Origin of the sequence: Bacillus sp. 5mfcol3.1, from assembly GCF_900114335.1 — a bacterium.
In the GTDB taxonomy this organism is placed as follows: Bacteria; Bacillota; Bacilli; order Bacillales; family Bacillaceae_G; genus Bacillus_A; species Bacillus_A thuringiensis_S.
This window is the reverse complement of the sequence record NZ_FOST01000010.1, coordinates 1-15190: the sequence shown is the minus strand read 5'-3', so window position 1 is coordinate 15190 and position 15190 is coordinate 1. Positions and strand designations below refer to the sequence as shown.

Below are 15190 nucleotides of genomic sequence, written 5' to 3'. Positions count from 1 at the left end.
GTTTACGTAAGTTAATTCGATAGTAAATTTGTCATATTTTTTGCATAATAGATACAGATAGAAAAATAATTAGGGATCTAGTAAGAAGGGAGAAAAATGGGATGCGTAAAGAAGAAGTAGTGAAGTTACCAATTAAAGATTTCTGTAGCTACTTTACTGTTGCCGTAGTGTGTATTGGATTATTTGATATCATAACAAACTTAATTGTTAAATAATATAGATGCTAAAACAAGAAAGGAAGTCCTTTCTTGTTTTTTTTATGGGGGCATAAAGATGAAATGGATTGATAGTCATATACATGTTGATCAATATAAGGATGAAGAGAAGAGCAGATTACTAAAAGAGGTGGAAAATAGTAAAGAAATAAAGGGGCTTATTGCGGTATCTATGAATTATCAATCTTGTAAGGAAACGTTATCTTTAGCGAAGAAGTATCCCTTTATATATCCAGCGATAGGGTTTCATCCAGAGCAACAGATTCATAAAGAAGAGTGTGAACAGATTTATCAACTTATTGAACAGAACGCAGAGGAAATTGTTGCGATTGGTGAAGTAGGTTTGCCCTATTATTTGAGAAAAGAAGATGAAAGAATTGCTGCAGATCCATACATAGCTGTATTGAAAAAATTTATAGAACTAGCTAGTAAGTATAATTTGCCGATTGTATTACACGCAGTTTATGAAGATGCTGACATTGTATGTGATTTGCTAGAGAAATATAAAGTTTCACGTGCACACTTCCATTGGTTTAAAGGAAGCGATGAAACAATGAAACGGATGATGAGAAATGGTTATTATATTTCGATTACACCGGATGTTTTACATAAGGAGAAGATTAGAAAAATCGTTTCGTATTATCCGCTTGAATATATGATGGTAGAAACAGATGGTCCGTGGGAATTTCAAGAGGATGTTATAACGCACCCAAGAATGATTCGAGAGGTATTAAAGGAAATTAGTTCTATAAAAAACATATCCATTGATAAGGTCGCAAAAACAATATATGAAAATACAAGTCAATTTTATTTGAAAGGATAGGGGAATTATAGTTTTAATCATGTAACGGAAAAAGTAAAAGTTGAATTTATTTAGTAAAATGCCACGGTTTGATATATGACAAAAAACCACCAAGCGTTCCGCTCGGTGGTTTTGTATTAGGATTCTAATTTTTTCGCACGTTTTAATAATAAAAGAAAGACAATGATAACGAATCCTAGTATAAGGAAGAAGCCATATTGCTTTATATAATCAATTATGTCATTTGCACTTGTTGGTTTTTTAACGTGAATGCCGTCTTTATTCGTAGTAATATGAATATCTTTCATTTTTACTTCATTCTTTTCCTTTTGTAAATCAATCCATTCTATATTTGGAATACTCTCTAGATCCTTTAACACTTCTTTTAATGGTTTCACACCTAAGTAAGGATGATAGAATGCTCCAATAATCCCATCGGATAATTTAGCAACAGATAAAGCATTTGCTTTCATTTTAGCAATAGCTTGTGGCTTATCTTCTTCAATAAAACCGACTGTTTCAGGCATTAATTTCATTCCATGTAGAAATGATGGTGTACTTCTATATGCTGGAGAGTGCATGGATTTCCAAGTTGTATCACTTAACTGTAGTTGTCCTACATAAGTTGAAAAGTATCTTGATAATATTTCATACCCTTTTTGAGACATCGTGTAATGAGGTGCTTCAAAGGCGACAGGATATAGTTTAGCATCTACAAGTTCTTGAATCCCCTTTTCGATATGATCTGTCGTATATTTTTCCTCAAACTCTTCCCCTTTTTTTACATATTGGTTATATGACTCTATATTTGGAAATTCATCTTTTCTCTTCGGTTTTTCATGTTTCGATTGGCGAATTGGTTGATCCGTCTTTACGTCCCAAAATTCAAAACCTTCCCCAGTTTCACTATCATAAAATTGGTGAGTGTAACCATGCATAATAATCGCTGCGCCATCATCTTGCATAGAGCGTAAAAGATCGACTAGTTCGGGTTTATCTTTTAAATGTAGTGTTTTACCTGTATCTGGATCTGTATATACAGGAATAACAGTGATCATGTAAGGGATCTTCTTCTCTTTTAGTAATTCAGCAATTTCTTTCAATTGATTTATATCTGCTGCTGGGTGAACATCCTCAAGACGTAAATAAGCTAATTTTTTATTGGTTTCGGGTTTTTGCTGAAAATAAGAAAATAGGCTTTCGCCAATATAATAAGATATCCAATCAAAGAGGTTAGAAGTAGCTACATAATAAGAATTATTTTGCTGTACAATTAATGGATAAGTATTATTTCCTCTTAAAGCATGTGCGAGAATTGTTCCGTTTGTATCAAGTTGTTTAATTGATCTTTCTTCTTCTAATATATTCTTTAGTTTACGTGTTGGATATTCAATTGTATCAGAGTTTATATCTTCATTTTTAAGTGTGATAAATGAAAAACGAGTAGATAACTGTTCTATATTTTGACCTAAAACTAGTAATGGTCCTGGGAAGCCTTCTAGAAATTCCTTTGCTTCAGTAGAAAGTTCTTCTTGTTTTTCACCCATGTAAATAACATGTGTATACGAAGATTTATCAGTTATTTCAGCTAACTGTTTTATGTTTTTAATTGTTATATTATTAGTGAAATGCCCTACTTGTGTATTAAGTATTTGGATATCGCTTGTAATTTGATCATCGTTTGAACTATATAAAATAAGGGTTTTTGGTTGTTCAGTTTTTTGTGCGGAAATAGGGACAGGAATTAATAGTAGTAAACTAAATAAGAGTAACAGCCATTTTTTCATATTATTATTCTCCTAGTTTATATTTAGAATTCAATTTACAATTATATACAATAAATGCGTTATAGTCTATGAAAGTTACATTTTTGCACGTATTTACCAGCTGTTTTTTCACAAAATCGGTCTAAAGCATGATGATAATATGTATAGTTATTTGCTATGATAAAAGAGTAATAGAATGTAGGTAATTGTAAAGGGAAGGCTGAAAGGGGAAAAATTTCAGCGGAGAAAGAGGTAGAGGTAGTGAAGAAATTCTTTGTAGGATTTTTAGTTGTTCTTGGAGTATATTTATATTTCCAAGGAAAGTCTGAAGGAATGGATAAGCTAGTGAATGGAACAAGCTATGTTGATTCAGAAGAAGCAAAACAGGTGAAACAAATCATTATAGAGGAAGCGAAGAAAGTAAATCTTCCGGAATGGATACCTCTTGCAATTGCTGAGCATGAAAGTCGATTAAATCCAAGGAGTGTTGGAGATAATGGAACTTCATTCGGATTGTTTCAACTGCACCGCGGCGGCGGGCTTGCACCAGAACATTTAACTGATGATGAGCTAAAAGATCCACGTACAAATGCACAAATTGCAATGCCGCATTTACTGAAAGGATATAAGCGCGGGGTGCAAAAAGGTTTGACTGATTTTGCATTACTGAAATATATAGCGAATACATCTGGATGGCCAGGGAATTTAGGGCCAGAGTGGACGGATAATAACATGAAGTATAACATCGGATTAGAAGATGTGTACTATCGAAATAAAGGTGTAATAAAAGAGTAGGTTTTAACCTACTCTATTTTTTTGATAATCGTGTCATTTTGTAAAATACTCCGCTAGTTGTATTTTTACGTCTTCTAGTTTTGTAGAAACTTGAGGTATTTTATATCCTACATACAGCGGTGAAACGACAAACCTAGGAACAACTTTACAAATAATTTTTCCATTTAAGTAATAGAAGAATAAGTTATAACTACTGCATCCTTTATGGAAATCTGTCAGTATGTAACGTACAGTTTGCTGAATGTAATTTGCCATATCATCTATATATGAAATATTATCAATGATTATATTGAATTCAGTGAAGCCAATAATGGGACGCTCTGAAATGTTAAGCTCAATGCGTTCGTTTTTTTGAACAATTACCCCTTGGAAATTTTCTTCTTCAATATTTTCAAGATAATCTACATGTTTCATTCCGATAATTTGCATGTGTGCATGATGCAAACTTCCACCTGAAAATGGACCGTGATTTTTGTATAAAATCACAGACGCGAACTCTTCTTTCTTCTGTAAGTGTAACCAATGTTGAATAGAAAATTGCATTAATTTCCGCATATGTTCTTCTGTATATGTTGCGATATGATCTTCGCAATTCTCGGTTTCAATTAACACTGTTTGAAATGTATCTTGTAATGTAGGAAATTTATTTTTTAACCAAATAATAGAACCATCAGTTGTTAAAATATCCGTTAAATGTTCTTTATCGCAAAATGGACATGTAGCGCTTCTATTCCGAATACTTTCTGGTTTTTGTTTACCGATATCGTTTAAAAAATATAGTTGTTGTGTATCCATTTATATATATGCCCCTTTAAAATATGTGTAAAAATCCCGCTTAATACATTCGGGAAAAGGAGAAGGAAATCCTCTAAAGGCAATATAGAAAAAATAAAAGACAAGATATCCTCATTACGATAGGGTACCTTGTCTTTTATTTTTTCTCTAATAGTGTGTATGGATAATATAGAACATTTTCATTATTTCTCTTTTTTCTATTTTTTATTGTGTATAAAGTAATTGCTGTGCTTGCAATTATAATAATGGCTTTCTTCATATTCATATACCCCTTTTTATTGTTGGTTTAATTCTTGGCTAACTGCTTTTGCATCGACTAAAGCGTGTAAAATCATTTTCACCATGTTTATCATATTTCTTCACTCCTTTTTATAGTTCATTTAGTTCTTTTACAACTGCTTGTCCGTTCACTAATACCTCAAAGATTGCTTTTACGATTTCTTTCATCATGTTTGTTTCCTCCTTTTGTTTGTCTCTCTTGTTTACATCTTTATTGTATAGGGAGGCATCTTTTCGTACTATCGCTTTCCATTACGTGAACATAACAGTTTTGTAAGATTTGATGTCACTTATTGAAATGTTTAGTCTATCTTCATTATTTTCAGAAAAATGACTATTCAAACATGAAATTGGAAAGTATAATAAAGAAGTAAGTATTAAATTCCGTACGAAAGGGGTGAATGAGATGAAACGTTCTTTAGCTGCACGTGCCAAATTTTTAGATTTTATCTATTTTTGTCGTGCGATTTTTCATGATGTAGTTGTTAACGGGATACGTATGCCCTTTTTTAACAATTGCATAGTGACTATTGAACGATAGAAATCTCTTCACCCATTTTTAATAAACGTGTGAAAAGGGAGCTATTTGGCTTCCTTTTTCTATGCCGAAAACCATGGGGAATGTTTCTTTCTCATGGTTTTTTATATTGAAAGGAGTACGGAAAATGACTATTTGTAGTGTAAATAATGTAACGAAATCTTTTGGTGGAAACACTATATTTGAAAATATATCGCTTGAAATAAAGAATGGTGAACGTGTTGGATTAGTTGGTCGTAACGGTAGTGGGAAGACAACAATCTTTGGGCTTCTAACGGGAATGGAGAGTTTGGATGCAGGAGCCATTCATATGAAGAAAGGTACACGTATTGGTCATGTCGCACAAATTCCGAAGTTTGATGAGGCTATGACTGTATATGATGTATTGAGTTCTGCTTTTAAAGTAGAAAAGGAATTAGAAAAAGAAATGCATGCTTTAGAAAAAAATATGGCGGTGGAACAGGAACAATCTGCTTTGGAAAAGCTAATGGAGAGGTACGGAGTCATTCAAGAAAAATTTACGTTTCTCGGTGGTTATGAAATCGAGGCAAATATAATGAAGGTAGCAAATGGCTTACAAGTGACAGACTTATTTTCAAGAGTATTTACGGAATTAAGTGGAGGAGAACAGACGAAAGTAAGCCTTGCATATATGCTATTGCAGAAACCAGATTTACTTCTATTAGATGAACCAACAAATCATTTAGATTTATTTGCAGTTGAATGGTTAGAGCAATTTTTAAAAGAATACACTGGAACAGTTATGGTTATTTCACATGATCGCTATTTCCTTGATGAAGTTGTAACGAAAATTTTTGATTTGGAAGATGGAGAGATTCACGTGTACCATACGAATTATTCTCAGTTCGTTGAGGAGAAGGAAGAAAGATTACTTCAAGAGTTTCAAGCTTATCAGGAGCAACAAAAGAAAATAAAGAAAATGAAAGAAGCAATTAAGCGTCTACGTGAATGGGCAAATCAAGCGAACCCTCCGAATGAAGGATTGCATAAAAGAGCGAGAAATATGGAACGTGCGTTAGAACGTATAGAGAAATTAAAGAGGCCAATTTTAGAACGAAAACAGATGGGTCTTCAGTTTGAAGGGCAAGAGAGAAGCGGGAAAGATGTTGTTGTAATGAAAGAAGTGAGTAAAGGTTTTGCTGGCCGACCTTTATTTGAACAAGCGAATTTACATGTTCGTTTTCAAGAGCGTGCGGCTATCGTTGGTCGTAATGGTACAGGAAAGACTACATTATTAAAACTACTATTAGAAGAAATAAATCCAGACGTTGGTGAAATTCGAATTGGTAGTAGTGTCAAAATTGGTTATTTATCACAGCATACGTATGGAAATGTGAAGAGTAATGTATTAGAAGCGTTTAGAGAGTATGTAGCTGTAACTGAAGGAGAAGCAAGGCATATATTGGCTAAGTTTTTATTTTATGGTCCAGCAGTATTTAAGAAAGTAACGCAACTGAGCGGTGGAGAAAAAATGAGGTTAAGACTTGCGCAACTTATGTATCAAGACATCAATTTTCTAATTTTAGATGAGCCGACAAACCATCTTGATATTGAATCAAGGGAAGTTTTAGAGGAAGCCCTTGAGCAATATAATGGAACAATCCTAGCTGTTTCACATGATCGTTATTTTTTAAATAAGTTATTTGAAAAGACGTACTGGATTGATGAATGTAAATTATTTGAGTTTGCAGGAAACTATGCATGGTCTCGTCAAAAATGGGAAGAAAAGCTTGAGAAGCAAGTAATAAAGCAAAAACGCCAAGGGAGAAAGAGTGTTGAAATGGTTCCAGTAAAAGAGAAAAAAGCTAGGAATCTTGAAGAGATTGAAAATGAGTTAATGCATGTAGAAGAAGATATATATGCAATAGAATGTGAAATGGAACATGTAGCTGATGTTGAAAGACTTGAAAAATTATATGAGGAAAAAACGATGAAAGAGTTGTTACGAGCGAAGTTATATAGTGAGTTAGAGAATATTGTGGAGTAAAGAGTAGAAAGCCACTTCCTTTCAGTTTTGCTGGAGGAAGTGGCTTTTTCATAATGATATTTTGCTTTAAAGATTAAATGAAGCGATGTGTTTCACGTGAAACAGTAACTTAGATAAATCCGTGTTTCTCAATTTGCATAGCTTGTGAAGCGTATGAAATGATAAGGTGAAAAATAAATGCCATTAGTGGCTTTTCAATAGGAGTAATCACAAAAACAAAGGCTAATTATTTCCCGAGAGATAAAGTGAAACTTTAATCAGTGGGGGGGTACTGCCCGGCAAATAGCGGGATAAATATGTGTAACAGAGACTAGTGATTGAAAACGAAAAGAGAGCAAAGTTACAGCTTTACGCGCTGAACTCTGCTCTCTTTCTGCGTGGCATCTTCTCTTGTTGAAATTATAATAGCGATCCCGAGCATGATAAAAAAAGCTAAAAAGAGGACGAACTTTGGGAAGAACGGGAATAGTAATAGCGCCCCGACTATCATAATTGTTAATAATACGTAGTGCAGGACGTATTGGAATAGGTTGTCCATATTTTCGCCCCCTTTTTGGTAATTGGTTATTAGTATTCTATGTTGCATGCTGAAGAAATAGAAGTAGATTTTTAAGTTTTTAATACGAATTATAGCTGAGTTTTCTTAAAGTATAAGGATAGAGTGATAATTTTGGGAAAATTCTCAAAATATTTATTTAGAAAGAATTGACAAAATATAATGAACGATATAAGCTAATAACCATAAAGTCTACCGGAAAGGTCGGAATAAGATTGTTACCCCTCAAAAACATCTATTTTTTTCTGATTAAAACCGACTTTTCCGATTGGCTATAAATGTGCTGTGGGAGGCATACATAAGCTAATAAGTTCAAAGGGTATAACTATTAAACAGTTAGGGTGGGGACAATGAAGAAAAAGACAAAAAAATGGGCTGGTGTATTTTCAGTATTACTTAGTAGTTCGCTTGTGTTATCTGCTTGTGGGGGACAGGAGGATACGGCTTCTACAGAACCAGTAAAAAAGCAGGATTTAAAAGATTCTAAGATTGAATCAATTCCAGCTACAGATAAAAAGAAAAGTCCAGAGAAAGCAAATCAACGAAAAGATACTTTCATTACAGCCATTTCTAAGCCAGGGGGAGTTTTCCTTCCGTATTTCCAAGATAATGGTTGGGATGGAAATGTAACGTCGGTTATTTTTGCTTCATTAGTAACAACAGACAAACAAAGTAAACCTGTTCCGGATCTTGCAGAAAAATGGGATATTTCTGCTGACCAGTTAACATATACATTCCATTTACGTAAAAATTTAAAATTTAGTGATGGGTCGCCTCTAACAGCGGATGATGTAGCATTTACATTAACACTACTTCATGATAAAGCGTATGAAGGTGGATTGGATATTGCTCAGTATGCTGTTAAAGGTGGGAAAGAATATAAAGAAGGAAAAGCAACTTCTATTGAAGGAATCCAAGTTGTTGATCCACAGACAATTAAAATTACAACTGAAAAAGTTAATTCACAGGCGCTAACGAATTTAGGTGGCCCAGTGCTATCAAAAGCTTATTATGGAAAAGATTATAAACAAAATACAAGTTTAGACTATTTAAAAGCATTATATGGGCAACCAATTGCAGCGGGTCCATATAAATTTGAAAAATATGTTCCAGGTCAAGAAGTCCGCTTTGTTGCTAACGAAAATTATTATGCAGGTAAACCAAAAATTAAAAACTTTATTTACAAAATCACATCAGGTGATACTGGATTCCAATTATTCCAAACAGGTGAACTGGACTATAGTGGATTTAGAGCGAACCCTGAAAATATAGACCAATTAAAAGGATTGGAGTTTGCAAATATTAATCTTGAATCATCAAGTGATATTGCTTATATCTATGTAAATAATAAGAAGTCGTATTTGAAAGATAAAAAGGTACGCCAAGCACTTACTTATGGATTAGACCGTAAGAAGTATGTGGATACAGCTTTACAAGGCTATGGCTCTGTCGCTAACGTACCAATTGCTCCAGTTTCATGGGCATATACAGAAGAAGGTATTAATAAATATCCGCACGACGTAGAAAAGGCTAAAAAATTATTGGATGAGGCTGGTTGGAAAGTAGGTTCTGACGGGGTTCGTGAAAAAGATGGTCAAAAATTAAAATTAACATACTACGCATCAAATACAGGTAAAACAAATGATATCTTTATTCCAATTGCAAAAGAAAGTTACAAAGAAATTGGTGTTGAATTAAATCCAGAGTTGATGGACTTTAATACGATGCTTTCAAAAGTAGGAAAAGGTGACTACGATTTAGCGGCAGTTTCAACACCAGGAATTAGTGATCCAAGTGAAGTTGTAAGTGAGTACTTATCAACTAATCCAAAAAGTGATACGGGTTATAATAATCCGAAAGTAGATGATTTGATTGTAAAAGGTATAGGAACGACAGATATTGAAAAACGTAAAGCGATTTATAAAGAGCTGTATAAAGAGTTAAGTGATGATCCACCAGTTATTTTATTAAACTATCGTAAACTACTTTATGCTCATAATGCACGTATAAAAGGAATTGATCCAGAAAAGTACGATAGCATCAGTTCCAACTTACCAGTGTTATCTATTGAACAATAAGGGTTGACCTAAATAATAGAAGACGTTTTTTCACACAGCAATGGAATGGTAGCTGTTTTGAAAAAATGTTCTTCTATTTTTAAGTAAATAGGATTGGGGAGACAAAAGGTGAAAACATATATCATTCGTAGGTTTCTACAAATGATTCCTACATTGTTTGGTACGTCTATTATTATCTTTTTCTTATTTGCACTCTTACCGGGTGATTATATCGATTCAAATCCAAAATTAACACCAGAGAGAGCTCAAGAATTAAGAGAGTTGTACGGTTTAAATAAACCGATTATTGAAAGGTATTTTCATTGGCTAGTGAATGCTTTGCATGGTGATTTTGGATTTTCTTTACAGTACCAAGAACCGGTAACTTCATTACTTAATAAATTCATTTGGAATACATTTATTGTTGCTGCTGCAGCTTTATTTTTCACTTGGATTATTGCTCTTATTATTGGGGTTATTTCTGCAACAAAGCAGCATTCTTGGTTTGATAGATTGGTAACAATCGGTGTCTTTGCAGCAATGTCATTTCCATCATTCTTTATCGGACTATTTTTAATTAAATTATTAGCAGTTGATTTAAAGTTATTACCTATTGGTGGCATGATTGATATTGGGAGTAACTCAACAGGGATAGCATACATATTAGAAGTATTACGTCATATGATTCTACCTGTATTTATTTTAACGCTTCTTGGTGTAGGATCGTTAACACGCTATTTTAGAACGGGCATGTTGGATGTTATTAGGCAAGATTATATTCGTACTGCTCGTGCAAAAGGTTTAAAAGAAAGAACCGTTATTTATAAACATGCATTGAAAAATGCAATTTTGCCAGCAATTACATTACTCGCTTTTGAATTACCGGGTTTATTTTCAGGAGCCATTATTATTGAACAGATTTTTAATTGGCCAGGGATTGGGAGTATTCAATTAGAAGCATTAAACTTTCGTGATTATACGGTATTAATGGCCTTTACAATGTTTCTTTCTTGTTTAACAATTATGGCTAATTTCTTAGCTGATATTGTCTATGCGTTTGTTGATCCAAGAATTCGATTGAAGTAAGGGGGGAAAGATATGGAGACTATTACACCTATAATAGAGAAAAAGAAAGAACGGAAAAAGAGAAATGAATCATCACCATGGCGCCAAGCGTATAAAAAAATCAAGAAAAATAAGATGGCACTGTGTGGCTTATACGTTTTAATATTTATGTTTTTATTTAGTTTTATCGGTCCAATCTTTTCACCGTATGCTGATGGGAAAGTACAAGTAACACAAATTAATAAACCACCCAGCCTGTCACATTGGCTTGGGACAGACCAGTTGGGACGGGATATTTTAACTAGACTTATGCAAGCAGGGCGTATTTCATTAACAATCGGTTTAGCGTCGATGCTACTATCCGTTATACTAGGAGCTCTATTAGGAGCAATTGCTGGTTTTTATCGAGGAGTTGTAGATCATTTAATTATGCGTGTTGCAGATGTGTTAATGTCCATTCCAGGATTACCACTACTTATTATAATGGGAGCAATTTTATCAGAATGGAAATTACCATCGGAGTACCGTTTATATGTTGTAATGATTATTTTAAGTTTAGTAGGATGGCCAGGACTTGCCCGTCTTGTGAGGGGACAAATTTTAACATTGCGGGAGCAAGCCTTTATGCAAGCGGCAGATGTATTAGGATTAAAAGATTCTCGGAAAATCATTCATCATCTAATTCCTAACGTCTTTCCGTTACTTATTGTTGTAGCAACTCTAGGTGTGGCTGGATCTATTTTAAGTGAATCCGCACTAAGTTACTTAGGTCTCGGCGTCGTCCCACCTACGCCATCATGGGGGAACATGATTAGCGCAGCTAACTCATTAATTGATTTCCAAAAGCGTCCGTGGTTATGGATTCCGCCTGGTTTTGCAATCTTTATAACAGTTGTATCAATTAATTTACTTGGTGATGCACTTCGTGATGCGTTAGATCCAAAGATGAGACGGTAGGTGAGAAGGTATGAGTAGAGCGGTAGTAGAGCTAAAAGACTTACAAACACACTTTCAAACGGAGGAAGGGACAGTGAAGGCTGTAAACCATGTTAGCTTTGCTGTTCGAGAAGGTGAAACGGTTTGTGTAGTAGGAGAATCAGGTTGCGGGAAGAGTGTAACGGCTTTATCTATTATGGGGCTTATTGCTGAATCTGGCAGTGTAGTAGGTGGAGACATTTTATATGAAGGAAAAAGTCTTTTAGGAATGAAAGAGAAAGAACTTCGTAGTTTACGAGGCAATGATATTGCGATGATTTTCCAAGAACCGATGACATCGCTAAATCCGGTCTTCACTGTAGGTGAGCAAATTGTAGAAACGCTAAGGGAGCATGAATTACTTAGTAAAAATGAAGCGTATAAGAAAGCAATTGAGTTAATTCGTAAAGTTGGCATAGCCCGTGCTAATGAAATTGTTCATTCTTATCCGCATGAACTGAGCGGCGGGATGTTACAACGTATTATGATTGCTGTTGCGCTTAGTTGTAATCCTAAGTTATTAATTGCAGATGAACCAACAACAGCTCTTGATGTTACGATTCAAGCTCAAATATTGGATTTACTAAGACAAGTGAAAGAAGAATTTAAAACGTCAATCTTATTAATTACACATGATTTAGGTGTCGTAGCAGAAATGGCTGATTACGTTGTCGTTATGTATGGCGGGAAAGTTATTGAAGAAGCTCCAGTACTAGAGATATTCCAAAATCCAAAACACCCTTATACGAAAGGATTGTTGAAATCAAAACCAGTAATGGGAAAACGAATAGATAAACTATATTCTATTCCAGGGCAAGTTCCGAATTTAGTTGGTTTAGGTGAGTTTTGCTACTTTAGTGGGCGTTGTGAGCATTGTATGGAAATATGTGAAAAAGAAGCCCCAAATCTAAATGTAAATGATGAAAATCATAAAGTAGCTTGCTGGTTATATGAGGAGCGTGCGGAACAATGAGTGAACCATTATTAGAGGTGAAAAACCTAAAGACATATTTTCCAATTAAAGGTGGCATATTTAGTAGAACGATCGGGCATGTAAAAGCAGTTGATGGAGTAAGTTTTACTATTAATAAAGGTGAAGTGTTTGGTCTCGTTGGCGAATCAGGGAGCGGAAAAACAACGATAGGAAAAACAATTTTACGTCTCGTTCAAAAAACGGAGGGGGAAGTGAAGTTTAAAGGGAAAGATGTTCATTCTTTATCCAAGGATGAATTGAGAAAACATCGCCCTAATATGCAGCTCGTTTTCCAAGATCCATTTAGCTCATTAAATCCGAGAATGAGAATTGGTGAAGCGCTTGGAGAGCCGATGTTGGCCCACGGATTAGCGACGAAAGAAAATGTTCGTGAAAAGGTAATTGAAGTATTGGAGTTATGTGGCTTAGCTCCTTATCATATTGACCGGTATCCCCATGAGTTTTCTGGTGGACAACGTCAGCGTATCGTAATAGCAAGGGCTATGGTATTAAATCCAGAATTCATTGTAGCTGATGAACCTGTGGCGGCACTAGATGTATCTATCCAAGCACAAATTATTAATTTATTTAGTGAGTTACAGGAGAAAAAGGGATTATCTTATTTATTCATTTCACATGATTTGAGTGTAGTAGAACATTTATGTACGAAAATCGGAATTATGTATTTAGGTACAATTGTGGAGACGGCGCCGCGTGATGAGTTATTTACCAATCCGCTACATCCGTATACAAAAGCATTGTTATCAGCTGTTCCAATACCAGATCCAACAGTGAAGCGAGAGCGAATTATACTAGAAGGGGATATTCCAAGTCCAGCAAGTCCACCTTCGGGTTGTCGTTTTCATACACGTTGCCCGTTTGCAACAGATGTTTGTAAAAAAACAATACCAGAATTTCGTAATGTTGGTGATAATCATTTTGTTTCTTGTCATCATGTATAAAAAAAGGACTCTTTCAAATTGAAAGAGTCCTTTTTTATTTACTAGATGAAGTTTGTTTCAATACAAATTGCTCGATTGCGTGAGCAACACCATGTTCATTGTTTGTTAGTGTTACAACATCACATAGTTTTTTTACATCTTCTTCAGCGTTGCCCATTGCAACAGATAAGCCTGCTACTTCTAGCATTGGTACATCATTAAAATTATCACCAATAGCAACTGTATCTTCAATAGGGATATTAAAATGAGCTGCCATCTGCTGTAGCCCGTTTCCTTTATGTCCATTCTTATCCATAATTTCTAAGTTAGTAGGAGCTGATGCTGTAACCATAATATCAGCGTCTTCTTGTAACACGCTTAATAGCTGTGCGCGATGCGCTGCATTAAATGTTGAAATGAAGAATTTAGATATTTCTAGTTCTTGGTTATTTACAACATCTTCTATTTTTTTGAAATCAGTAATTAGGTTTGATTTCTTTTGCTTTTCTGTAATTCGTTCAAGCTCCTCTAATGTAACATCGAGCGCATGCTTATTTTCTTCGAACGCTTGCATCACTTGATCTTGCCATGTATATGGAGAATAAACTCCTTTATTCGTATATAGCTTATATGGGAAACCTTCAGATTCTAGTAATTTTGCAAGTTTGTACACTTTGTCGTTTTGTATACAACGAGAGTTAATTACTTTTCCATCCACATAAACAATAGCCCCATTGCTTGCTCCGACTGGAAGAGATAATTTATATTCTTCCAATAGCTTTAAAGCATCCTCTTTCGCACGACCAGAACAAATCATTACAATATGACCAGCTTCTTGTGCAGTTTGGATTGCTTGTAGGTTTTCTTTGGAGATTTCAAGATTAGATGATAGTAGTGTACCATCCATATCTAATGCGATTAATTTCAAAATGACCACCTCTTTGTTTTTATTATACATAGTTATATAGAGGAAACATATAAACTTATCTTGGAAAGACGGTATTTTATCTCATATTAAAAGTAAGTAAAGATTAGATAGATTTAGTGTCACTAAATAAACTGTTTGTAACAAAAATAGAGAGAAGGATGACTACATTTCACTTTATGACTTTAATATTACAAAAATGTTACAAGTGTGAGCTTAGTGAAAAGTGCATTAAATAAGGGTTTTTGGGGAGTGTTATAAAAAAACGTAAAAAAAGTGTAATAAATTTCACGTTATTATATTGCAACGTAACAATAGTTATGTTACATTAATGTTACAAACGTTACGTTATCGAATTTAATGTAACGTTAACATAAAAACTATGAAATAAACATTTCTTAGAAATTACATATAGATAACTTATGAAAAGGGAGGATAAATGATATGAAAGAGCAAGTATTACAAGTAACAAAAGGTGACTTCGTAGGATCAGCAAGTGG

At 34.3% G+C, this 15190-nt stretch carries 15 protein-coding genes; 10 read left to right on the top strand and 5 right to left on the bottom strand.

Going from position 1 to position 15190, the window contains the following annotated elements:
* Nucleotides 1-273: 273 nt before the first annotated feature.
* Nucleotides 274-1038, top strand: a complete 765-nt coding sequence (locus BM089_RS27005) for a TatD family hydrolase (RefSeq protein WP_053565421.1) — start codon at nucleotides 274-276, stop codon at nucleotides 1036-1038.
* A 116-nt stretch (nucleotides 1039-1154) separates the two neighbouring features.
* Here BM089_RS27005 and BM089_RS27000 read toward each other — a convergent pair whose 3' ends face one another.
* A complete protein-coding gene (locus BM089_RS27000) occupies nucleotides 1155-2804 on the bottom strand; it encodes a DUF2334 domain-containing protein (RefSeq protein ID WP_053565420.1) in 1650 nt (549 codons plus the stop codon).
* Nucleotides 2805-3044: 240 nt separating this feature from the next.
* Here BM089_RS27000 and BM089_RS26995 point away from each other — a divergent pair, with 240 nt between their 5' ends.
* The gene (locus BM089_RS26995) at nucleotides 3045-3578 is read left to right on the top strand and encodes a transglycosylase SLT domain-containing protein (RefSeq protein ID WP_000713252.1); all 534 of its coding nucleotides are present in this window, start codon (nucleotides 3045-3047) and stop codon (nucleotides 3576-3578) included.
* Between the two features lie 33 nt (nucleotides 3579-3611).
* On the opposite strand, the gene BM089_RS26990 is transcribed toward BM089_RS26995, so the two are convergent.
* Both BM089_RS26990 and BM089_RS26985 read right to left on the bottom strand, forming a co-directional pair.
* Nucleotides 3612-4373, bottom strand: a complete 762-nt coding sequence (locus BM089_RS26990; RefSeq protein ID WP_090978571.1) for a DUF4931 domain-containing protein — start codon at nucleotides 4371-4373, stop codon at nucleotides 3612-3614.
* Nucleotides 4374-4509: 136 nt separating this feature from the next.
* Entirely contained in the window at nucleotides 4510-4638 is a 129-nt protein-coding gene (locus BM089_RS26985) for a hypothetical protein (RefSeq protein ID WP_053565418.1), read from the bottom strand.
* Between the two features lie 420 nt (nucleotides 4639-5058).
* On the opposite strand from BM089_RS26985, the gene BM089_RS31610 reads away from it, so the two are divergent.
* The gene (locus BM089_RS31610; RefSeq protein ID WP_000830643.1) at nucleotides 5059-5193 is read left to right on the top strand and encodes an RAxF-45 family protein; all 135 of its coding nucleotides are present in this window, start codon (nucleotides 5059-5061) and stop codon (nucleotides 5191-5193) included.
* Between the two features lie 73 nt (nucleotides 5194-5266).
* Entirely contained in the window at nucleotides 5267-7198 is a 1932-nt protein-coding gene (abc-f, locus tag BM089_RS26975; RefSeq protein ID WP_139213343.1) for a ribosomal protection-like ABC-F family protein, read from the top strand.
* A 340-nt stretch (nucleotides 7199-7538) separates the two neighbouring features.
* Here abc-f and BM089_RS26970 read toward each other — a convergent pair whose 3' ends face one another.
* Nucleotides 7539-7736, bottom strand: coding sequence for a hypothetical protein (locus BM089_RS26970; RefSeq protein WP_000369254.1), 198 nt, complete (start codon nucleotides 7734-7736; stop codon nucleotides 7539-7541).
* A 368-nt stretch (nucleotides 7737-8104) separates the two neighbouring features.
* On the opposite strand from BM089_RS26970, the gene BM089_RS26965 reads away from it, so the two are divergent.
* The 5 genes from BM089_RS26965 (at nucleotide 8105) to BM089_RS26945 (ending at nucleotide 13786) form a co-directional block, all read left to right on the top strand.
* On the top strand, nucleotides 8105-9832 hold the full coding sequence (locus BM089_RS26965) for an ABC transporter substrate-binding protein (RefSeq protein WP_000730676.1): 1728 nt from the start codon (nucleotides 8105-8107) through the stop codon (nucleotides 9830-9832).
* Nucleotides 9833-9940: 108 nt separating this feature from the next.
* Nucleotides 9941-10897, top strand: a complete 957-nt coding sequence (locus BM089_RS26960) for an ABC transporter permease (protein WP_000860687.1) — start codon at nucleotides 9941-9943, stop codon at nucleotides 10895-10897.
* A gap of 12 nt (nucleotides 10898-10909) precedes the next feature.
* Complete coding sequence (gene opp4C / locus BM089_RS26955) at nucleotides 10910-11833, top strand: oligopeptide ABC transporter permease (RefSeq protein ID WP_000447957.1); 924 nt, start codon at nucleotides 10910-10912, stop codon at nucleotides 11831-11833.
* Nucleotides 11834-11843: 10 nt separating this feature from the next.
* Nucleotides 11844-12824, top strand: a complete 981-nt coding sequence (locus BM089_RS26950) for an ABC transporter ATP-binding protein (protein WP_065229648.1) — start codon at nucleotides 11844-11846, stop codon at nucleotides 12822-12824.
* Nucleotides 12821-13786, top strand: a complete 966-nt coding sequence (locus BM089_RS26945) for an ABC transporter ATP-binding protein (RefSeq protein WP_063546235.1) — start codon at nucleotides 12821-12823, stop codon at nucleotides 13784-13786. Before BM089_RS26950 ends, BM089_RS26945 begins: the two co-directional genes overlap by 4 nt.
* A 34-nt stretch (nucleotides 13787-13820) precedes the next feature.
* Here the strand turns inward: BM089_RS26945 and BM089_RS26940 are convergent, their stop codons facing one another.
* Nucleotides 13821-14693, bottom strand: coding sequence for a Cof-type HAD-IIB family hydrolase (locus tag BM089_RS26940; protein WP_000766424.1), 873 nt, complete (start codon nucleotides 14691-14693; stop codon nucleotides 13821-13823).
* A 432-nt stretch (nucleotides 14694-15125) separates the two neighbouring features.
* On the opposite strand from BM089_RS26940, the gene BM089_RS26935 reads away from it, so the two are divergent.
* A partial coding sequence (locus tag BM089_RS26935) for a DUF3948 family protein (RefSeq protein WP_139124001.1) occupies nucleotides 15126-15190 on the top strand: 65 nt, incomplete at its 3' end.